This is a genomic window from Nonomuraea sp. NPDC001636 (genome assembly GCF_040298265.1).
Lineage (GTDB): Bacteria > Actinomycetota > Actinomycetes > Streptosporangiales > Streptosporangiaceae > Nonomuraea.
Window position 1 is genome coordinate 17759 of record NZ_JBEOZT010000046.1, and the last position, 21115, is coordinate 38873.

A 21115-nucleotide genomic window follows, 5' to 3' on the forward strand; every position below is an offset into this window, starting at 1 on the left:
AGCATGGAGACAAGAAGCCCGAATGTGCTAACTTTGCAGGCGTGAGAGGCCGACCGGTCGCGAGTGCGCATGGCGTAGAAGAAATGCTGCTAGGGCTGCATAAAGCATGCATGGCACACATCAGGCAGGCCACTAATGAAGCAGAATTAGAGATAAATAGAGTTCTGCACCTAGAGGCCGATCTAAATTCCTGGCTAAAGGTTCTCGAAGCTTATCCGGAATCACAGCAATTACGATCTGCTCACCAGGACTTCGGGCTCGCTTTTTATGCCGCCATGAGTGGGCTATACCGCCAAGCATTCTCAGGCTTGAGGTCATTTCTCGAAGTAACAGTTGGCACGGCATATCTTAGCGCATTGGAATTTAAGCGCCGACAATGGGTTAGTGGTCGACTAGATATTAGCTGGTCGTCAATAACATCGCTGGATGATGGGATTTATTCCACCCCATTCCTTAGAGAGTTCTGCGTGGAGGCTATCGCCGATCAAAGCGACATGATTGGTTCACTCAAAGGAGCATACCGCCGATGCTCGGAATATATTCATGGCAGCGTCTCGACAGCTCAGATGCTTCCCACGACCATCTCCCTTAGGGAGCAGACTGTACAAGAATGGCTTTCCGTAGCGGCGACAGCGCTTGAGTCCGTAATTTACTGTTTTATGGTTCGCTATTTTAAGGATTTGAGCAGTATTCAACGCCAAGCTATCGAAGCCTCACTTGAGGATCACTTTTCGAACCGTGTTTCGATTCGAAGGCTACTGGGATTGCCTCTAGAGGAAGGCGCTGCTGAATCATGAGCGAACTGAATTTTCGGACAGAGGATCTCACGCTCGACGAAGTCGGCGACTATTTCGTAGAAACTGAATTCGATCGACGCACAATTAATGCGCTAAAAAGCAAGAAAACTGTAGTCTTGCAGGGTGCAAGAGGCGTGGGCAAGTCCTTCCTTCTAAAGGTTGCCCAAAAGGAACTAGATGAGGATTTTGGAGCATCTAAGACGCTAGCTGTATATACAACATTCAACAAGGCCGGGCTCCTTCAGACTGCCGACCCGGAGCGATTTAAGCATTGGATGCTTGCCAAAATTTGCGAACGGATAATTCGGGAAGCACGCAAGAAGGGTATGCTTCGGGATAACAGCACCATCTTCGCCACGCTGTCGAGCGACGTTAACGACAAGAGAACAGAGCTTCGCCTTCATGAACTCCGGAGTCGCCTGGAGGACGCTTGGAAGAACGAGTCGTTGTCGTCCAATGTTGACTCCGGAATAGACCCTGAGGTCATCAAGGATGCGATTGAGGATCTCTGTGCGCAGACTCAAGTGCGGCGGGTAGTGCTTCTAGTGGATGAAGCTGCTCATGTATTTATTCCGGAGCAGCAGCGCCAGTTCTTCACAATTATGCGCGATCTGCGAAGCCCTTATCTCTCAGTAAAGGCCGCAGTTTACCCAGGGGTAACCTATTTCGGCGAGTCATTTCAGATCAGCCATGACGCCGAGCTTATCAATGTCAATCGAGACATCCTAGATAGGGGCTACCTTGAGGCGATGCGTGAAATCGTATTGCGCCAAGATTCCACTCTCGAATCCCAAATTTCTCGCCATGGAGAAATCTTCGACGCTCTGGCCTTCGCAGCTAGCGGCAATCCCCGCACTCTACTAAAGACCGTTTCGTCGGCGTCTCCCCTCAATGCCAGTAATGCACAGCGAACACTGAGAGAGTATTATCGGGACACTATCTGGGGCGAGCATTCGGCCCTTGGAGACCGTTACGTAGGTCATCGCGCTGTGATCGACTGGGGGCAGCAGTTCCTACAAAGGCACGTTATCCCGATGCTACGGAAGAGAGTCGGCGACAACGGGGATCCAGACAAGCGCGTATTCATTTGGATTCATCGAGACGCGCCAGCTCCCGTAAAGGAGGCTCTCCGCCTGTTGTGCTATAGCGGTATCTTGCATGAAGCTGGCAGTGGGCTCGTGGCTACTCGCGGGCTAATCGGCACGCGGTACATGCTCAATATTGGCGCGAGGACGGGACCGGAGGCCGATCCCGTGTCCGCAACAACATGGTTGCGACGCGCTATCTCAATTAAACGTATGGTGGAGTTTGGGGCCAACCACGAACTCTACGAAGGTATTGCCCGGCTTGATATCGACAAGATGGACGAAGAAAGGCGTGAGTTCATCAAGTCACAGCTCGGTCGATCGGTAGACATGCTTGACTTGACCGCGTTCGCAAAGAGCCGACTGGAGCAGCTTGGATTTGACACCGTTGGAAAGATCCTTGCCGCATCGGAAAGTGATTTTCAGCAAGCAAAATGGATAGGCCCAGTAAGGTCTCGACAAATGATGAACGTTGCGACCGCAGCGGTAATGGAATACTTGTCTGGCTGACAAAAGCTCTGTTAGGTTCAGTGTTGAGGTCAAAACGCCCTCGTCGGACCTGCCTACGAACTAGAAAGAACGAGCAGGATCATTACTCAGGCAGAGAAGACAAGGTTCCCACGTGCTTCCGATGATCGGTCCTAGCAGCTCTGTGCCCGGACCAGCGGCGCAGGTGTCGAGAATACTGCCGCGTGGCTTCCGTTCCTCGGGCCTGGCGGCCCTGCGGTACGGGTCCACTTGCCATCGAGCATACAGCGCCCGCCGCCACGTAATCAGGTGAGCCCTTCCCGAGGCTACGGAGTGTGTGCGGCCGGCGGATGTGGGACGGATAGCGGGCAATGGAGGAGTCACGTGACTGCGTGGTTGATGTACCTGGGCGCGGAAGCCAAGCGCGTGGGCGAGGGATATGACGACAACCCCTCCACCCACTACAGCTGGGACAGCAGGGTTCCCAACGCGTCCCACGTTCAGGTCGGGGACACGATCGTGCTATGGGACGGGGACACCCTGCTAGGCCTGTCCGTAATCGAGGACATCGCGACTGGCACCAGCACCAAAGACCTCAGCTCGTGCCCCACATGCCGAAAGGCGGACATCGCCGAACGCAAGAGGAAGACACCGAAGTACCGGTGCTGGACCGATCAGTGCAAGGCGGAATTCGACACCCCGCACGTTGAGACGGTGCGGGTGACAACCTACCGCGCCCGCTATGAAGCCGGCTGGATCGATCTCTGCGGTCACGTCTCCGCGCCGGAGCTACGCGCCCTGTGCGAGGAACCCAGGTCGCAGAATGCTTTGCGGCGTCTGCGCTGGGACGCTTTCCGCACCCGGGTGGAGACCGGGAAGAACGCCACCCCCCTGGACGTCGCGGACAACACGCGCAAGGTCATCGCTGGCGGGCACAAGACCAGGACGGTCCGCGTCCGCAACGGCCAGGCCGCCTTCCGCGCCAGCTTGCTGGAGCAGTTCGGCGAGGTATGCGCCTTCCTCGGCCCCGTGCCCGCAGCAGCCCTGGAAGCGGCACACCTGTACAGCTACGCCGAAAACGGCAAGCACCACACCCACGGCGGGCTGCTGCTGCGCCGCGATGTCCACCGCTTATTCGACCTCGGACTGATCGCCATCGACCCGAACACGATGACTCTGGACATCGCGCCCAGCACGCGTACCTACCCCGACTACGACAAGCTGCACGGCCGGCCGCTTACCGCTCCCCTCACCAAGGCTCACCAGAAGTGGATCACTGCGCACTGGGCGATGCATCGTGGCGCTATGAGCGTCGTCCTGGGGCATGGCACCGGCACCTTGACTACATCCCCGCACGCGGTGGCCTGACAAATTCTCACCAGTGCCGTGACCGGAAACGATCAACGGGTAGCGCAGCAGGGTCAATCGGCATGAGCTCTGATCCACTCCTGCGTGTGGGCACTAGCGTGTTCGGGCGTGCTGGCATGCGAGCGAGATGGGGCCGTCGAGCTGGGCGACGGGCCACCTGCAGCAGAGCGGCGAAGTCCCCCGCGACGAATACCGCTCTCCAAAGGCGAAACGTCAGGCGGGCATTTCGGACCGCCGGTGGATCGCGGCGTCGAATGAACGCCCGAGATGTCAGTCCGTTGGTGTTCACTTGACACACGGACGCCGTGAGCACACCAGCGAGCACCTGGAGGATATCTTGACCATCGGTCAGCACGACGAGGGGCCCGAAGTCGAGGACCGATCCGACGAGCTAGATCTAACCCCGTCACCGCGTCTGCTCGAGGTCTTGGGTGACATCCCCTATCAGCCGTGGCAGTGCCTCGCCGAGTTGGTCGACAACTCCTTCGACGAGTTCCACTCCGACCCCGACAGGGATCCTGCCGAGCCGCCGACAATACATATCACCTTGCCGAAGGCCACCAGTGCGCCAGAGGACGCTCAGGTGTGCGTCTTCGATAACGGCCGCGGCATGAGCAAATCGACGCTGGAGAACGCGTTGCGCGCGGGCTTCTCGGGGAATTCGCGCTACGGAAGCCTCGGGCTCTTCGGGATGGGCTTCAACATCGCCACAGCCCGGCTTGGGAATAAAACCACCGTCCGGACGACCCGCGCCGGTGACATGTTCTGGCTTGCCGTAGAGATCGACCTCAGAAGCCTGCAGCATAGGGAGTCCTTCCATGTGCCCCTGCGCCGAGAGGCGAAGGACGATCCCGGTCTCCACGGAACCATGATCACCGTCAGCGAGCTCAAGTCGAACATGTTCGAGGCCCTCAAGAGACCGAAGACTGTCACAACAGTTCACCAGCAGCTGGGCCGCGTCTACTCCTACTTGTTGCGTGATCGAAGCCCGGTGCCCGAGCTTCCTGACGACGGCACCCTAGCCGGCCTAGGGATCAGCCTGTATATCAACGGCAAGCGGGTGCGACCACACATCCCTTGTGTCTGGTCCGCCTCCCGCTCGGTCAAGCGCCACGGCACGGACATCAGCGCGGTTCGAGAGATCAACCGCAAGCTAACCGACGCATACGCCTGTATGGACTGCGGGTACTGGCACCATCACTTCGACGTCGCCAAGTGCGTTGAGTGCGGAAGTGATCGGCTTGAGCTCCGCCAGCGCAAAATGCACGGCTGGCTCGGGGTCCAGCGCTACTTGGACGAGTCCGACTACGGCATCGACTTCCTCCGCCACGGCCGCAAGATCCTCTCCGGCGACAAGTCACTGTTCACATGGGTCGATCTCGACAGTGGCGAGACCCTGACCGAGTATCCCATCGAGATCCCTAATAACCAGGGCCGCCTGGTCGGCGAGATTCACGTCGATCACGTGCCAGTGAACTATCAGAAGACCGACTTCGACCGCTCCTCGCGCGACTGGCATGAGACGGTCCGCTACTTGCGCGGAGAAGGTCCGATGCGCCCGAAGAAGGCCAAGGAGCGCGGATTCCAGGAGAACGACTCCCCTCTTGCGATCCTCTTCAAAGCCTTCCAGGAGAACGACCCCGGGGTCCGCTGCCTGATCCCCGGCAACGGGAACAGCGCGACCCACAAACTGGCTCACGATTGGGGTAATCAGTTCCACCGGGGCCTGCCCGAGTATCAGCCAGACGACAAGTGGTATCAAGCCGTCCTCGCGCACGAAGAAGCGAAGAACAGGGAGACCACCAGTGGAGAACATTCACCTCCTCAGTCTGGTGACGATGACCTCTCAGGACGTACTGGCCTGGACCCGCTACCTCCCGCTGAGCCACCAACCGATGGCGAGGAAACGCAGCCTCCGGTCTCGCCTGAGCCCGACCCGCCAGCCGAGACAGAGGACGAACGCTACGCTCGGTACCGACAGCACGGCCGACGTCTACACGATCTCGATGGCGAGATCATCGCGCTCGGCATGGGCAAGCGCCACGTGTCTGTCTACGAGACCACCGTGCCAGTGACCGACGCCAGTGGTGATCCAATGCCCGCTATCGCACGGGTCACCTCGGGCGTAAACCTGGAAGTTTACGTTTTCGGGGACCACGAAATCTTCCGCGAGTTCGGACGAGACCCTCGTGACTACGCGATCATGGAAGTCGCGCAGGTCCTTCGCGCCCTTGCCCGTGACACAGACACCAAGTTCACCGTCATAGCCGCCGAGGTGACTCGGCAGTTCCCCGATCAACGCACCACCAGTTCTGCGCTCCGAGACCGAGCCGAATCATGCCTGCGCAGAATCCGTGATCTGGCAGGGCCAGTGATCGGCCCGGCCGCTGCGGACATGTGGGGACGGCTACCGAACGAGAGCAAGCTACAGGCTGAGAGCGAGGCGGCGCGCGTGGATCCCCGCCTCGACTGGCTTGCCGCCACTCAGGACGGGCGGTTCAGCGCGTACCTAAGCTACGAAGGCATTGCAGCACTGATCCGGAGTGCTCCAGCGGCGTTCATGGACGGCAAAGTGTTCGCCTCGGCATGGGCCAGCTGGACCGCCGCTGAAGCGCGCGATAGGCAAGTCGGACACGTAGCACGCCTTCTGGAGACGATCGGCGGATTTCTGTCAGATCACAGCTTCAAGAGCCGACGAGAGCTCGCGATGACGAGACTCGCGATCGACACGCTCGACGACATCATCGTTCGGATGGGGGAATGATGAACGCCGCCTTCGTGGACCCGGCGTTCCTCCGAGCGCTTGGCCCAGCTGGATTCACCCGACAGGTGGAGAGGCTCGCCTGGCACCTCGGCTTCATCGATGTGATCAACATCGATGGATCATACGACCAGGGTGGCGACCTGCTGGCCATTCGCGGCGGGCAACGATGGGTGTTCCAGGCCAAGTGGAAGGACAGCGGCACTGTGCCGGCCTCCGCCATCGACGAGGTCATCAACGCCAAAGCCTTCTACGCAGCCGACCACGCGGTCGTCGTGACGAATGCCCACTACGGCCCGCAGACGCGAAAGCGGCGGGACGAACTCGCGGCTGTAGGCATCCGCGTCGAGCTATGGTCCGGCAAGGAACTCCTCGATCTCTACGGCGACGACCGATACAGCACCCCGCGACTACCAGCCCGGATACTGCGTCCGTACCAAATCAAGGCTTTCGAGAACGTCGTTGAGGACCTCGACAGCTCTGGGCGAGCCCTCTTGATCCTCGCGACGGGCCTCGGCAAGACCGTGGTCGGTGGTGAGGTCATCGCTAGGCACCTGCACCGCGCGCCGAACGCCAAGATCCTCGTGGTCGCACCCACCAAGGACCTCGTCGAACAACTCGAACGTGCGCTGTGGGCACAGTTGCCGAAGATCGTCCGGACGCAGCTCCTGACCGGCGACACCAAACCCGACGATCTTCGCGGCGTGACCTGCGCGACCGTCGCGAGTGCGCTCAACTTCGCCAAGAAGGGATACCGCCCCGAACTCGTCATGATCGACGAAGCCCACCACGTCGGAGAGGACGGGCAGCTATCCGAACTCCTTGAAATCCTCTCGGCAAGCCAACAGTTCGGTGTGACTGCCACCCCTTGGAGAGGCGACCGGTTTGACATCCGCGAGGCGTTCGGCGAGCCGAGCTTCTGCCTCGGCATCGAGGACGGCATGAACCTCGGTTACCTCGCCGAGGTCCACTACCGGCTCTACGCGGACAACATCGACTGGGACTTCGTGGAGGATGCTAGTGAGCACAGCTACACGATCAAGGATCTCAATGCCAAGCTGTTCCTGCCCGAGCGGGATGAGGCTATCCGCGACCGCCTAATCAATGTATGGGGCCAAACACCGGACCCGCGAGCCGTCGTCTTCTGCCGGACTATCGAGCACGCTGAACGCCTGGCCGAGATGCTGAACCACGTTCCCCAGTGGAAGGGCGCGGAAGCCGTCCACGCACGCCTGGACCGACGCGAGCGTCAGCTGCGTCTCATGCGCTTCCGCAACGGCGATGTTCCGATTATCACGGCTGTGGACATTCTCAACGAGGGCGTCGACATCCCCGATGTCAACATCTTGTGCTTCGCACGCGTCACGCACAGTCGCCGAATCTTTGTCCAGCAGCTTGGTCGTGGCCTCCGTCTCCGGCCCGGCAAGAAATACGTCGAAGTTCTCGACTTCGTCAGCGACATCCGCCGCGTTGCTGCGATCTTGAACATGAGCCAGCGCATAGCCGCCGACGAGATCGAAACCCTCCGGCTGGCCGAACACGGCACTACATTCGAGTTCAGCGACCAACGAGCCGAAAGCCTCATGCGAGAATGGATCAAGGACGCGGCCAGTTTGGAGACCGCCCTCGACGAAGCCCGTCTCCAGTTCCCCCACCCTGAGGCGTTCAACTGACCATGAGCCAGCTTCCCGAAGACCTACGCCGCTCCGTCATCATCGAGGTGTACCGGCAGGCCGCCGAGCTCGACTGGGACGGCATGACTGACCGGCAGCGCACCAGCCAGTACAACCGATGGCTGGACGAACCGAAGATCGGCGGTGAGCTATCGCGCTACCTGCACCGCGACAAGATCCGTTATTGGCTGAAGGACGTACCCATGAAGGAGTACGCCCGAGCCCGTAGCGGCATCGGCAACCTCTCCAATCTCGTCAGCATCAGACTTCCCAGCCCGGACCAGATATCCAAGCAGGTTATGGGCGCGGAATGGTCGGCTGTCGAGAACTCAATCCGTGAGAAGCCTCTTCGCTGCCATATCCTGAGCGGCCAGGACAAACGCCTCATGATATGGGGACCGCCGAAGACGCTTCGGGATCTAGTGTGGGCCGGCATCAACGCCGTCGTCGATGGGACGGAACCCCAACCGATCTTGGTGATCGCCAGCCCCCAAGGGCAGGAACTTGACCCCGGTGAGAAGCGGCGGCACGTTCTCCTCGGACGCGTGGCTAGTCTCGAAGTTCGGCACACCGTCCTCAGAATGTGGAGGGTCCAGCCAGGTTCGCCCTAATCCAGCGCAACGAGATGAAAGCCTCTCTCTGTCATGTCCTAGGGCGCTTTCGCTCCAACAGCTCGGCGATCTGAGCGGCGGCAACGTCAGGGCGCTCATGCTCCCACACGCGGACGCTGTCCCAGCCAGCTTCCTGTAGAAGGCGATCGGTCTCACGGTCTCTACTCTGGTTTGCCGCTATCTTGGCCGTCCAAAACTCCGAGTTCTTGCGTGCTGGCCGGTAGTGCTTATCACAGCCGTGCCAGTAGCAGCCATCGAGGAATACCGCGACCTTGTCTCGTGTGAACACAAGATCAGCAGTCCTCCTTACTACGGGAAGTGGGCGAATACCAACTCGATACCTGAGGCCAAGAGCATGCACTGCCGAGCGGAGTGCGAGTTCCGGACGAGTGTCACGACTCCGGTTCCCGCGCATTACGGCGCGGACAGCGGGGGTGGAAGCCCATGAAGCGGGCTCCTGGGCCTGCTCTTCTGGAGGAGGTGGTGTCTCAACGAGAAGACCCCGTTCCATTGCCATCCGCCACCCTTGGGCGAGATTCTCCTCTCGCGTCTCGTGGTCAACCTCGCCGACATACCGCGCTGGAGAACGCCCCCGATCCGACCAGCGGAGATAAGCGCGGATACGTCGAGTCTTCGGAAGAAGCTTCAGGTAGATGGATGCACACGCATAACGTCCGTCGCCGAGGGCGACCATTCGACGATGCCGGCCGCCAGCAGCCCGATCCTGCTCCACTGCGGCCGCCTCTCGGCTGCGGCCCTTGCGCCCTCTCCATGCCCGCTCGGGGGGCAGTTTGTTCTTCCACCGACCCGAACTGGAGACCTCTTCGGTCATGACCTGCGCTCAGCCTCGTCCAACGCGTCGGCTACCGCCTCAGCGAAGACCTCCCCAAGCAAAACCGGCACAGCGTTGCCGAGCTGCCGCATCTTCTCTCCGCGCGGCCCCTGAAGCTTCCAGTCATCAGGAAAGGTCATGACCCGAGCAGTCTCCCGGACGGTCATATAACGATGTGTACCATCATCGAGCATCATGACCGACTCACCCCCGGGGACCCCATGGACGCCCGCCTTGACCGTCTTCGCGGGGCGATCCAGCTCGTTAGGCGTGTGTCCAGGATAGATCCGCGCGTCGGGCCAGCCAATATGGTCTCTGAAGCCCCCCAGATAGTGCTCTTGCCTATCAAGCCACTCGGCAGGAACGGGCGGAAGCGGCTTCTCGCAACCCTCAATACCTTCGATACCCGCAATCGCGTCTCTAAGCGTACGCCAAGGACGTTTACCATCAGCCACCGGAAGCACGTTCGGCAGCCGCTCCAGTACGCGCTTCTTGACCTGCTCAGGCACGTTGTGACGATCCCAATAATCGCCCTCCATCATGGAACGAATTAGTGCTGCCTCTGAGAACGTCGGCTCGGTGAGCCTTTTGAATCTCTCGATATCAACACCAAGGTCAGCACGAAAGGCGACAATGATGATACGTTGCCTGATCTGAGGCACGCCGTAGTCGGCAGCGTTTACAGGAGTCACGATTACCTGATAGCGCCGGGATGCGTCTCCCGCCTCCATAATGCGCTCACGAAGCACAGCATCATGCTCCTGCCAGGTCACATTCTCAAGACGCTCCTCGAAGGGGAGCTCCATCTCGCGAAGGATGTACTCGAAGTAGGGCTTAAAGGAGGGGCGGAGAAGCCCACGGACGTTCTCGCAGATAACCGCCCGGGGCCTCATCTCACGAATGGCGCGGAACATCTGCGGGAACATGTTCCGCTCATCCTCATCCCCCTTGGCCACTCCCCCCAAGCTGAACGGCTGGCAGGGAGGACCTCCCGCGAGCACATCAACCCTGCCGGCGAGGTACTCAAAATCAACCCCGCGAACGTCACCTTCGATCAGTGGCCACGCCTCGCCAGGCTCGGGGATCCAAGGCACCCCTCCCTCCGGCACCCGCTCAGCTCCATTAGACGCCAAGGTCTCACAGGCTCGCTTGGCGAACTCATTGAACAGCAGTGGCCGGAAGCCAGCACGGTGGACCGCCATGGCCAGTCCACCCCCGCCGGCGAACAGCTCTACGGCGGAACGATCCCGGACTTGCCCTTCTCCCTGTTCAAGCACCATGAAAGCATACCGCGGAGTTATTGATCTTCAAGCTCTTTCCGGAAAGATTGTTCGACTTGTTCGAAGACCCATGGGAGAACGACCGCTAGAGCAGCCCACCTGACCCGATTTCGCCAGTAGCCTGTCACGAGTGCCGGACTACGCCCCCCAGTTCTACGATCCGCTAGACACCAGGAACATCACCTCTGTCATCTGCCGAGAGCTCGAGGCTCAGCCGTTGATCCCCTTGGTGCCGGAGACCCCGCGGTTCGATGGCTCGGGCCTCTACGCGATCTACTACGCAAGTGAGGCCGAGTCCCTTTACGCACCACTCGTCCCGCACGACATCCCGGTCTACGTCGGGCAGTCGTTATCACACAACAGCGCGACGGGTGTCGCGATCAGTGGCAGGACCCCACTCTGGTCCCGAGTCCGGGGGCATGCGCGCTCCATCGAGGGCGGGGGGCTCCGCCTAACGGAGTTCGCCGTACGCCTCCTGCGCATGCCCGACGTCCACGCCGATCTTGGCGAGAATGGCCTGCGCGTCAACTACCAGCCCGTATGGAACGCGATCCTGCGCGGCTTCGGCAGTAACGAACAAGGATCGTCGACACGGCAGAGCGCCCGAAGCAAATGGGACACCGTGCATCAGGGTCGCAACCGCTCCTATGGCGACAGCACCCACGACCGCGACAAGCTGATCGAAGAAGCGCGGAGGCACATCAGCACCCGGATCGCCCAGCTTGGGGATGTTCCTTGGCGGTGAACGCAGTGCATAGAGAGCACTCGACAAGCTCTCCGATCGTGATCCACATGATGACCCAGATCGTTATGTCCGCCATGATCGCGAACAACATAGCCTTGGATCATGGCGAGCGTTTACAGAGGCAACGAACCCTACAACCCCCTTGACGAGGAGAATCTCGCCCGAGGAGTCGCGGACGCGCTTGAGCGTCAACCTGTCCATCGACTGCCTCCTCCAACCTTCTTCGGGCCCGGCCTCTACGCCTTGTACTACGTGGGGGATTTCGATCTCTATGCGCCGCTCGCGGAAGTCTGCCGGCGGCAAGCAGGACCCGACAGCTTGGACGTAGGTCCAGGAGCCATACCCATCTACGTCGGCAAGGCCGCAGCAAGTGGGAGTCGTCACGGCAACGTGCAGGGCGCCAAGGACAAGACCTTGCACCTTAGAATCGGCAAGCACCTGCGTTCGATCGAAGCCGCTCAGAGCACACTCAAGGCCAGCGATTTTCGCGTTCGCTATCTGCGTGTACGTGACATATGGATCCCTCTCGGCGAGTATGGGCTTCTTCAGCGATATACGCCCGTCTGGAACAAGGTGCTGGATGGATTTGGAAACAATGACCCTGGCAAGGGCCGCTACGACCAAGCCCGCTCTCCCTGGGATACCCTCCATCCCGGCCGCAGCTGGGCCAAGAAGCTAGCGCCTCACCCCCAGCCGCAGGACGTACACGAAGACCGCGTCCGCCTTGCCATCGCGGCGATCACTAGGCACCAACCTGTACCCGAGTCTCTCCTAACCGATGGGCCCCAAGAGCCCACCACCCTGTTCTCCATCGATTGACACCCAACTCAAGAGAGGCGGCTACACGTCATCCCGAGGCGAGGCTCCAGGGAGTCGCATGGCAGCCAAGTAGCCATGAGGTCCAAAAAGGAGCCTCCTGTCGAGATATCGATTGAAATAACCGCATGTTGGCTCTCCGAGGTGCAAGCACGCATGGCAGGCACCCCCATTGCGGCCGCAAGCGGGGTCGAGAGCACAACGAGACTCGGCTGCGACTAGCGTGTTAAGGAATTTATCTAAATCGTTTTCAAAGACGGCCTGGAGTCCGCCAAGTACGAAGTCACCACGGGTAGCGGCGAAGATGAAGAAGGTGCAGTGCCGGGGTACAAGGTACTCGCCAAGCCCTTCGCGATCGACGCCGGCGAAGACTGCTAGTTGGCGAATGGCCCGGTGAGCGTATGAGTGAGTGAGCGTTAAGAGATCTTCACCGAGGGCCTGGCTCTGCCCAGGCTCGGTGAACCGGTTTGGGATGTCCACTCGAGCCGCGATGGCCGCACGCGCGTCTCGCTCGTTTGTAGCCAGGGGAAGACGGTGCCCTCTATGAACCAACCACTCATAGATCCGCATAGGGTCGAGCTGGACCATCAGAGCTTCAGCCTGTTGTAGATCAGCGTAGACCCGATAGCTGTTGCCCTTTCCATGGAAGCGGCTCAGCCTGGCGTCACCGGGGTTCAGCCCGCCGCGAGTGAATCCATAGACCGCCTTAAGTACTGGAAACCGGTCGACAAGATCAACGTTAGAGGATCCGGCGCGGAGCACAGCGGCCGGATAATCTCTCTCGTAGACAGTTCGCGCCTCGCTAGTGATATTTTCAGTGATGAGCTCCGGGATTCTGATCCGAGACTCACTCGTCGCGAGAGCGATGTCAACTGCGTCCCGTTCAGCTGCGTCGATCATTGGGCCAGCGGCGTCAGCTAGGTACCCGAGGTCGTCCTCATCTGCGAGTTGACCAGCCTCTTTGGCCGTAGCGGCCAGCTTTTCCGCGAGTTCACGTGGGAAGCCCTTGGCCAGCATCTCCTCTACAAAAGATGAGCCGGTGGCGCGCTGGACGTCTGGCGTTCCTTCAAAGCCACCGAGTACCCAGGCGAGCGCCCGTCGCTGCCCACCACCAGCAGTTATCCTCCGCATCTGCTCCCTGTTAGCAGGATTAATGAGGACAAAGGTTTGCGGAGCGTACACGCTGGCGGCACGGTGCACGTTGTAGGTTAGGAGCTTAGCGCTGCGGCGATCCGAGTACTGTCTGCCGCAGGGACACAGACGATTACCGAGCCCGCGCTGAAGAATCCGCTGACACTCAGGACAATCGAAGACGATGCGGGAAGCCTCGATGCTGGACTGATGCCGCATCCGAACCTCATGGTGATTGGGGCACCGCGGTATGTGCGGAGCCTCCAGACGGCCGCACTCGTGGTATCCCACGAAGTGCAACTGCTGCCAGTTGTCGTGGCCGGCACTGCATCTCTTGGGCTTTCCGGTCTGGACACGTCGGCACTCCCGGCACACCCAAACTTCGGGGAAGCGTTCGACGCGGACCCCTTGATATCGGTTGACACTAACGACCTCGATAGGTGTCCCCGAGCGTAGTGATTTGACCGCGCTCGGGTCGAGCCCACCAGCTACCCAGCCTTCCATCTCCTCAACGAGGCGCTGACGGATGAGACGGTCCTCGATGTCGATGGTGATCGGGTTCTTCCACTCGACTGACTTCCAGACACCACCACGCAGGTCACCTGTCTGCTCAGGCAAGAACCCATAGAGGATCTGTGTTCCGCTACGCTGGTCTCTCATACTATGCCTCTGCGCGTTACTCATCGCTGATGGGGATCTGAGCTTCGACATCGCGGAGCGAGAGCATAGGCTTACGATCGCGATCGAAAAGCTCATTGGGAAATTTCGCGCCGAATCCACTATCTACTAGTCGATCGAAATAGGCCTCGAGGTAGTCCTTGATGTCCTCAAAAGCCAGGTGCTTGGATTCGTCAATGCCGAGAGCTGCGGCACAGGCCCGCGCTTCCTGCTCAGCTCCAACGTCTGCCATGGCGAAATACTTACGGAGCAGATCGATGGTAGTCAGCCGCTTTCCCGGCGATTTCGGCTCATGAACGAAGAGACGACGCGATTCGATAGCTGCGGGTGTCGTTAGTTCCAGGACTCGCCTACTCGATCGGGTGACCGGGATCGGCTCAACGAAGCGGTCGCCTTGGCGTACGAAGGGCGCGAAATGTGAGAACACGGTGGCGTCACGTTCCCTTCCAATCTTGTGAACGACGTAGATCAGTCCGGGATGAGCACGGCCGACGCGTGCTGTCGCCTGGATGAACTCGGCCGTGGTGAGCGGCACGCCTAGGACGGTCATGACGTTCAGCCGATCGACGTCGACGCCGTGCGACATCATCGAGGACGCCGTCACCACATGGATTCGTTGATCGAAATCAACTGCGGGATCCTCTAGCCTTTCGAGTGCCTCCCGAACCTCGTCGAACTTCGTCTGCCCGGTGAGCGACACCACGTTCAGCGGAGTAACTGGCACCTGAGTACCAGTTGAACGCAGCGCGGCCTCGACATCTCGCACAGTGTTGCCGTAGATCACGTTTGTTCCGTAAAGGTCCAGCAGGAAATCCTTGAATCCCGGGCTGACTCCAACCTCGGCGCATACCTGGTCCGGCTGCGTCCGCAGGCGCCGCACGGATTGCTGAAGGATTGTCAAAGTACGGTCGTTCACCCACTCAAGCGTCACCCCACGGGGCCATACGGCGACGAACCTGCGAAGCAGTCGGTCGGTTTCCCGGCTCCAAAACGACTCGCGTGCCGACGGACCTGGTACCGGGAACACTCGTCCTGGTCGCTGGTACAAGACGTCGACTTGGCGGTCATACCCAGTGAGCGTCGCTGAGGAAGCGATGATCTTCGGCCGCGTGCCGGCGAGTTGTTCCTGGAGCGAGTCCATGAGTGATTCATAATGGGAATCTACCGCCCCCAAGGAGTCACGGAGTAGGTGCAATTCGTCCTGAAGTCGGAACGACGGAGCAAAGCGGATGCGATCAGCGTCGCTGATCGGCTCTACTTCCGCTTTGCAGCCAGGGACTAGGCATCCGCTGGGGCGGGTGCTGCGTCGTGCATAGGTATAACCGTGCATCGGCTGCTTACATTTTCCAGCAGGGCCGTTGAAGAACCCTCGCATGTTGGCCTGCATGGCAATAAGGGAGGCCTTGTCCAATGTTCCAATGACCACCGTCGGCAGGAAGCGGTATATCTCCTGGTCGACGACATAGAACGGAAGCGGTTCTCCCTTGCTGGGGCAATCACCGTTCTGACAGAGGTGCCGGAGAGTCCAGTTGCCGCGGTAGAGCGTGGTGTAGACATCCTTCCAACCACAGAACGGACACGACGTCAGCACAAGGTATCGCGACCAGTCCTCCTTCTCGACGTCGATGGGGTTGATATCCGTCGGTACCAGAGGTATCTCGTTTGGGGTGGCGTTCGCCCCTACGAAGTAACCAAGCGAGATTGGCGCCCCAGGGATCTTGTGATCACGGCGAACCAGTTCAGCAGCTCCCAGCGCGTCGGCGAACCGCTGGGTCTGCTGGAGCGAGAGCATCCGGAGTGGGAACCGGCTCCATGCGGTGATACCTGTCCTCTTGCCACGCAAGCGGTCATAGAATGCGGCGAGGACCAGCAGCGCCAAATATGTCTCGGTCTTGCCGCCACCGGTCGTGAACCAGACAGTCTCGACGTGGTTCCAGTCGCCGTTCTCCGTCGCGAAGCTAGTCAAGACCGACACCACGAAGCCCACCTGGAACGGTCGCCATCGGTCGTACTTGCCCCGCGAGGCCATGGCCATAGCAATGTTCATCAGCGAGAATGCCTGCTGAAGCCGCTGATCGCGTTTGAGCGCGGCCAACCCGCGGTCAAGCCGATCTAATTCTTCACGGTAGTCGACTGCGGCTCGCTTCGCCTCCTCCATCATCTCTGGCTGCCATCGATCATTCCGGGCACGCTCAAGGAGCTGCGCCTCAGACCAATGTCTTTCGCCCCATTCTCGGTACGCTCGGATCAGCTTGCCGATTCGGCTGACTGGATCGGACGCTAAGCCGTTGAAAGTGAGATCGAGAACGTCGGGATCTGTGGCGTCGAAGTTGTACTCCGGGCGTTTCCGATCGACCACGACAGTGTCCGTAGTCACGAGTCTGCCGTCCGGATGCCGGACGACACCGCAGTTGATACCGATAGCTGGCATGTCGCGGTCGTACCGGAAGCTGTCGGGCAGGGACTCGAGTACGAATGGCATGGTGCGTAGGCCAGTGATCTCTAGTTCTACCTCGAAGAGGTGACGCTCGCCTCGCTTGCGTACGTCTTCCGGTGTGACGTTGACGAGTTCAATGACAAGTTCCGGTGCCCCTCGCCATGACGACTCATCGGTCACCCGAAGCTGAGCGGCCAGACCAGGTGCCCCGACACTCGCGAAAGCATCCGCGATGGCATCGCCTCCGAAGGCTCGGGACTCATCGCCGGCTCTCACATGAACGGGAACCCTAACTAGAATCGCATCGGTCTTGTGCCACTTATCCTCCGCCACCTGGTTCCACGCAACCGCCTTGATAGTGGCGCTAAACGACCACATGCCGTCTGTCTCAGGCCTTAGGCGCATTCCGATCGCGCATGGGTCCATTCGGCGCTCACGCCTTACTGACTTGGCAGCTTCGCTTTCGGGAGCAAGGCGGCCAAGCCAGAAGACGCCGACTGGGTTTGCGTCGAGGTCGCCCCTCTCATCACCGCGGCCCTCGGCGGTCACCCGGCCGTCCAACCAGGCGACGAATCGTTCCGCAGCCTCATGCGGCTCCATGGCAGTCCTCCAAATAATCACGGACGAGGGTGGTGAGAATGGGGTCCTCCCGGATGATCGTCAGCACTCGCTTTTCGAGCTGACGGACGCGCTCTCTGGTGATCTCGAACTCCGCGCCGAGCTGCTCCAAAGTCATCTGCTCATTACCATGAAGACCAGCGCGTCCTTCGAGGATCCGTATGAATCGTCGATCGTAGTTCGCGGCGATCTCCTCGACTCGGGTTTCGATCGCTCGTAATACCACTGCGTCAAGGACTTCATGCTCCACCGACGGCCCCAGCTGATGCAGAAGGAGCGAACCGAGAGTGGCACCATCCGGATCTTCGGCCACCACTGCGTCGAGGTGCACGAGAGGCGACGCGAAGTCGGTGATCGCCTTAACAGTGCCCGGATCTTTTCCCAACGCCTCCGAGACCTCGACCAGACTCGGCAGTCGGCCGTTTCGGGTTTCGAAGTCCCCGCGGTAGCGGACGATCTGCCGCCACTGCTCCCAGACATGCACGGGCAGCCGTACCGTTGTGCCCGTGTCAGCGATAGCGCGTGAGATAGATTGCCTAATCCACCACGTCGCGTAGGTGGAGAACTTGTAGCCTAGGCTTGGGTCGTACTTCTCCGCCGCACGATTCAACCCGCGCATTCCCTCTTGTACAAGGTCATCGAGTTCCAGATCGCCAGACTGGGATATAAAGCGCTTGGCCACGTCGTATACAAGCCTGCAGTTGTTAACGATCATCACCTGCCGGGCGACATCACCGTCCTTAGCTAATGCCCTGAGTTCGGCAGAATCCTCACCACGCTGGACGGCCTCCTTAGCCTTGAGCCCCATCTGAATTCGCCGTCCGAGCTCGACTTCTTGGTGGGCGCGCATGATCGGATGCTTACCGAGCTTACCCGGCATCTCATGCCGAATCTTAATATCCGATGTCTCGTCAGCATTGGGTGCTCCTGCAAGCACGTGCGGAGCCTCAGAAGCAACGGGGGACAATTCAGCGACGAGATGGGTCGATCGATCGAGAGCCTCGGCGCTTAGCAACAGCTCCAGAAGAAGGGCTGTTTCCTCAGCGCTCAGGTCTCGCCGGCTGGCCACCTCAACAACATGACCTCGCGATAGAGGGCCAAGGCGTTCAACATCCTCCAGCAAGGCACGGCAAGCACGCTCGACCCGCTCGTTGACCTTCATCTGAGGCTCCTCTCAACCCGCACGGCCATTCGATCCAGCCGAGCAGCGATGCACCCCTGTCCTGATAGGCATGCACGCTATTCGCGAGGAAAGGGGGAGTCAAGCCAGAGCCAGGAATGCGCGGGAAAGTATATTGATGCTAATAAGAGGACAACAACATCCTCTTTGTACGTTTCGTTGACGGCTCGAAATTCAGTTGCTAGGCTCCAGCGCAAGCAAAGGAGATTCCAGCTGGCCGCCATACCAGGCAGTATCGGCCCCCCGGGAAGGCTTAGATGTCGAGAACGCCTTAGCCCCTTTGTAACCACGCTCGCTCGACTACTGGATGTTCATTCGTGATCTCTGGCGCTTCGGACTGTCGGTGTGAAGCAGAGTCCGGTGCCCGCAGTGGCTAGGGCACGAGACCGCCCAAGGGCCACAGCTATTGGACTTAGCACGCTGTCGCCCCGGGTATGCAGCGCGCCGGCAGGCCCAAGCGCGCCAAGAAGCCTCGTAAGCGCTCGCTTAGCCGCACGGTGTCCAGCCCCTGAAGGTCGCACGGTGGCGGCGGACCGAACCCGGGCCAGGTTACGGCGGTACGGCTGACACTCTGCGGGGAGTGCGGCTGGAGTGGGCCACGGTGGAGGGGGTAAGTCGTCGCCCAGGTTCAGGTACTCAACACTCCGCCAATCAAGATCCAGCTCGCCGAAGCTGGCGGCACGTCAAGTCGACGTAGTCCCCTGTCCCCCACATGTCCAATGCGCCCCACCAGATCCTGTCAACGACGGCCGAATTCAGGGTCTGGCACGAATTCCGTGAAGGGGTGGGCTCAATCGGCGAGTAGGACGCGTTTGCGCAGCAGGTCGGGGTTGGCGCGTCCATACATCTGTCGCTTGAGCATCTTGATGCGGTTGACGTGCCCCTCGACCGGGCCAGAGCTGTAGGGCAAGGTCAGACCCGCGCGGGCTGCCTCGAGATCGCGGCGCAGGCCCGTGATGAAGGAGCGCAGGTCGGGCAGTTCGTCGGCATCAGCTGCGACCATCCAGCGTTCAAGATGATGGCCGTGCCGGTTGACCATCATGTCGGCGAAGGCGCGGACGTGGTCGTAGAGCCTGGCCAGGGGTGGGCAGGCGGTGGCAAGTGCGTCCAGGTGCCGCTGCTCGTCAACAGTGAGGGTGGCAGGGATGCGCAGCAGCCAACCGGTGGCTTGCCGCACCGTGGGCGCGGACGGAACCGGAGGTCGTTTGATGGCGTCCGAGCGCCAGGACTGCAGGTATTGGCGCACGGTGGTGGGAGCGCCGCGGTAACCGCGTTCGCTGAGTTCCTGGTAGAGCGGTCCTGTGGCATACCAGGCCTCGGAATCATGGGATCCAGTCGTAAACTGCAAACCTAACTTTCTGCGGAGCACCATGCACTCTCACGATGCTGGGCTGCCCGAAGAGGTTCACCAAGCCCTGGAGGTCGTCGGCTTCTTCCGACAGCTGAAGCGTGCCTATGACGGCCGGCGCTGGCCCGGTGAGGAGCTTCCCTTACGTGCCACGATGCAACAGGTGATCAAGTCCTACGTTGACAGGGCCACAACACTTCCGGGAGCTGCCACAGCGACTAGGTACATCCAGCAGATGCACCATGACATCGAGTTCGAGGTGCTGACCGGAAGCCGAGCGTGGAGAAGTGGTGAATACATAGCGGCGGCGATCGAGATGCACAACCGTCTACACCACTACGACGCACCGTTCTACGGAAGTGGCGAAACAGGGTTTAGAGCAGAGGTTGTCGCACGTCAGCTGCGTGTATTGGAAGATCAGCATCAGGATCCGGGCAGAGATCAGGACCTCGTCGAGCGCATTGAGTGCGATCACGCGGCCGATCAGATGGCTGAAGCGTTCGTGCTTCTTGGCGAAGGCCATCTCCTCCTGCCCTTGGTCTCCGAGTTGCAGGGAGCGGCATCGAAACGGGATCAGCTTCGTTTCGGTCTTCTTCAAGAAGACGCTGGACTGATCGCACAGGGGCTTGAGGACATGTATCTTCTTCCACCGGGTGGTGGGACCAGAACCTACGCTCTGCGAGATGTCACGAATCCTCGTATCACGGTCAGGGTTGTCATGCCACGCGAGGCAGGAACCAGACCAGAAGCATCATGACCGTGATCGCGCTCAGTGCGCCGAACGCCGCGTATACGGCATGCTGCAGGCGTCCTGCTGTCCGTGCGGCATATCCGCTCTTATACTGCTCGAACCGGGTCAGCTGCTCGTCATTCTGGTCGAGACGAATTAGCCGTACCCAGTCGTACGCAGCTAGATAACCCATCACGATTGCGTAGACTGCCGCGACCACAGCAGTGATCATGAAGGTCGCGACCAGCCATCGGTGGCCTTGCGAAAGTCCCAGCACAGCATCCTTCCCTGTAGCTACCCCAGTAAGTGAGAACAGACCGAAGAGCGCAGTGATTCCGCCGAGCCATTTCTCTGCCGTCTTCTGCATTCGGGCGTCCTGGGACTCCAGGCTGTCGGCGAGAGCGGATGCGGCAGGCAGCATGCCCAGATCGCGCTGCACCGATAGGGTATAGGTGCCACCTGCTTTAGTTAGTCGAGCGAGCCAGTAACGGCCACATCCCAGCTTTACCCCTGCTGGCCGTGAGTGAGCGTTGCGGCAATTGCATATGACGAGACGG

At 60.0% G+C, this 21115-nt stretch carries 16 protein-coding genes; 9 read left to right on the forward strand and 7 right to left on the reverse strand.

The window, feature by feature from the left end; genetic code table 11:
* Window positions 1–110: 110 nt before the first annotated feature.
* From ABT158_RS47350 to ABT158_RS47375, 6 genes are all read left to right on the forward strand, one after another.
* On the forward strand, window positions 111–797 hold the full coding sequence (locus tag ABT158_RS47350) for a hypothetical protein (RefSeq protein ID WP_352365405.1): 687 nt from the start codon (window positions 111–113) through the stop codon (window positions 795–797).
* A complete protein-coding gene (locus ABT158_RS47355; RefSeq protein WP_352365407.1) occupies window positions 794–2392 on the forward strand; it encodes an AAA family ATPase in 1599 nt (532 codons plus the stop codon). The genes ABT158_RS47350 and ABT158_RS47355 overlap by 4 nt, the downstream gene beginning before the upstream one ends.
* Before the next feature lie 342 nt (window positions 2393–2734).
* Entirely contained in the window at window positions 2735–3718 is a 984-nt protein-coding gene (locus ABT158_RS47360; RefSeq protein ID WP_352365409.1) for an HNH endonuclease, read from the forward strand.
* Between the two features lie 337 nt (window positions 3719–4055).
* Window positions 4056–6482: an ATP-binding protein gene (locus ABT158_RS47365; protein ID WP_352365411.1), complete on the forward strand. Its 2427-nt coding sequence runs from the start codon at window positions 4056–4058 to the stop codon at window positions 6480–6482.
* A complete protein-coding gene (locus tag ABT158_RS47370; RefSeq protein ID WP_352365413.1) occupies window positions 6479–8152 on the forward strand; it encodes a DEAD/DEAH box helicase family protein in 1674 nt (557 codons plus the stop codon). The genes ABT158_RS47365 and ABT158_RS47370 overlap by 4 nt, the downstream gene beginning before the upstream one ends.
* Before the next feature lie 2 nt (window positions 8153–8154).
* Window positions 8155–8763 (forward strand): hypothetical protein, encoded by a 609-nt coding sequence (locus tag ABT158_RS47375; RefSeq protein ID WP_352365415.1) that lies wholly within the window; start codon window positions 8155–8157, stop codon window positions 8761–8763.
* Between the two features lie 31 nt (window positions 8764–8794).
* On the opposite strand, the gene ABT158_RS47380 is transcribed toward ABT158_RS47375, so the two are convergent.
* Together ABT158_RS47380 and ABT158_RS47385 are read right to left on the reverse strand one after the other, a co-directional pair.
* Window positions 8795–9595 (reverse strand): very short patch repair endonuclease, encoded by an 801-nt coding sequence (locus tag ABT158_RS47380; RefSeq protein WP_352365417.1) that lies wholly within the window; start codon window positions 9593–9595, stop codon window positions 8795–8797.
* Window positions 9592–10875, reverse strand: coding sequence for a DNA cytosine methyltransferase (locus tag ABT158_RS47385; RefSeq protein ID WP_352365419.1), 1284 nt, complete (start codon window positions 10873–10875; stop codon window positions 9592–9594). Before ABT158_RS47385 ends, ABT158_RS47380 begins: the two co-directional genes overlap by 4 nt.
* A 130-nt stretch (window positions 10876–11005) precedes the next feature.
* On the opposite strand from ABT158_RS47385, the gene ABT158_RS47390 reads away from it, so the two are divergent.
* Entirely contained in the window at window positions 11006–11620 is a 615-nt protein-coding gene (locus ABT158_RS47390) for an Eco29kI family restriction endonuclease (RefSeq protein ID WP_352365421.1), read from the forward strand.
* A gap of 102 nt (window positions 11621–11722) precedes the next feature.
* Window positions 11723–12439 (forward strand): Eco29kI family restriction endonuclease, encoded by a 717-nt coding sequence (locus tag ABT158_RS47395; RefSeq protein WP_352365423.1) that lies wholly within the window; start codon window positions 11723–11725, stop codon window positions 12437–12439.
* Between the two features lie 21 nt (window positions 12440–12460).
* Here the strand turns inward: ABT158_RS47395 and ABT158_RS47400 are convergent, their stop codons facing one another.
* The 4 genes from ABT158_RS47400 to ABT158_RS47415 all read right to left on the reverse strand — a co-directional run bounded on the left by ABT158_RS47400 (window position 12461) and on the right by ABT158_RS47415 (window position 19852).
* A complete protein-coding gene (locus ABT158_RS47400; protein ID WP_352365425.1) occupies window positions 12461–14227 on the reverse strand; it encodes a DUF8724 domain-containing protein in 1767 nt (588 codons plus the stop codon).
* Between the two features lie 16 nt (window positions 14228–14243).
* Window positions 14244–17282, reverse strand: coding sequence for a DEAD/DEAH box helicase (locus tag ABT158_RS47405; RefSeq protein WP_352365427.1), 3039 nt, complete (start codon window positions 17280–17282; stop codon window positions 14244–14246).
* Complete coding sequence (locus tag ABT158_RS47410; RefSeq protein WP_352365429.1) at window positions 17269–18462, reverse strand: sigma-70 family RNA polymerase sigma factor; 1194 nt, start codon at window positions 18460–18462, stop codon at window positions 17269–17271. The genes ABT158_RS47405 and ABT158_RS47410 overlap by 14 nt, the downstream gene beginning before the upstream one ends.
* 808 nt (window positions 18463–19270) lie before the next feature.
* Entirely contained in the window at window positions 19271–19852 is a 582-nt protein-coding gene (locus ABT158_RS47415; protein WP_352365431.1) for a transposase, read from the reverse strand.
* Between ABT158_RS47415 and ABT158_RS47420 the strand changes: the two genes are divergently transcribed.
* Window positions 19851–20585 carry a hypothetical protein gene (locus ABT158_RS47420; RefSeq protein ID WP_352365433.1) on the forward strand — a complete coding sequence of 245 codons (735 nt, stop codon included), beginning with the start codon at window positions 19851–19853 and terminating at the stop codon, window positions 20583–20585. The two genes, ABT158_RS47415 and ABT158_RS47420, sit on opposite strands and share 2 nt — an antisense overlap.
* On the opposite strand, the gene ABT158_RS47425 is transcribed toward ABT158_RS47420, so the two are convergent.
* Complete coding sequence (locus ABT158_RS47425) at window positions 20545–20997, reverse strand: hypothetical protein (RefSeq protein WP_352365435.1); 453 nt, start codon at window positions 20995–20997, stop codon at window positions 20545–20547. The two genes, ABT158_RS47420 and ABT158_RS47425, sit on opposite strands and share 41 nt — an antisense overlap.
* Window positions 20998–21115: the final 118 nt, after the last annotated feature.

Bases quoted from the DNA above. Each gene is read 5' to 3' on its own strand.
- ABT158_RS47400 (WP_352365425.1), bottom strand. From the start codon at position 14,227: ATGAGAGACCAGCGTAGCGGAACACAGATCCTCTATGGGTTCTTGCCT.
- ABT158_RS47385 (WP_352365419.1), bottom strand. From the start codon at position 10,875: ATGGTGCTTGAACAGGGAGAAGGGCAAGTCCGGGATCGTTCCGCCGTA.
- ABT158_RS47350 (WP_352365405.1), top strand. From the start codon at position 111: ATGGCACACATCAGGCAGGCCACTAATGAAGCAGAATTAGAGATAAAT.
- ABT158_RS47410 (WP_352365429.1), bottom strand. From the start codon at position 18,462: ATGAAGGTCAACGAGCGGGTCGAGCGTGCTTGCCGTGCCTTGCTGGAG.
- ABT158_RS47355 (WP_352365407.1), top strand. From the start codon at position 794: ATGAGCGAACTGAATTTTCGGACAGAGGATCTCACGCTCGACGAAGTC.
- ABT158_RS47405 (WP_352365427.1), bottom strand. From the start codon at position 17,282: ATGGAGCCGCATGAGGCTGCGGAACGATTCGTCGCCTGGTTGGACGGC.
- ABT158_RS47420 (WP_352365433.1), top strand. From the start codon at position 19,851: ATGCACTCTCACGATGCTGGGCTGCCCGAAGAGGTTCACCAAGCCCTG.
- ABT158_RS47380 (WP_352365417.1), bottom strand. From the start codon at position 9,595: ATGACCGAAGAGGTCTCCAGTTCGGGTCGGTGGAAGAACAAACTGCCC.
- ABT158_RS47375 (WP_352365415.1), top strand. From the start codon at position 8,155: ATGAGCCAGCTTCCCGAAGACCTACGCCGCTCCGTCATCATCGAGGTG.
- ABT158_RS47395 (WP_352365423.1), top strand. From the start codon at position 11,723: ATGGCGAGCGTTTACAGAGGCAACGAACCCTACAACCCCCTTGACGAG.
- ABT158_RS47370 (WP_352365413.1), top strand. From the start codon at position 6,479: ATGATGAACGCCGCCTTCGTGGACCCGGCGTTCCTCCGAGCGCTTGGC.
- ABT158_RS47415 (WP_352365431.1), bottom strand. From the start codon at position 19,852: ATGGTGCTCCGCAGAAAGTTAGGTTTGCAGTTTACGACTGGATCCCAT.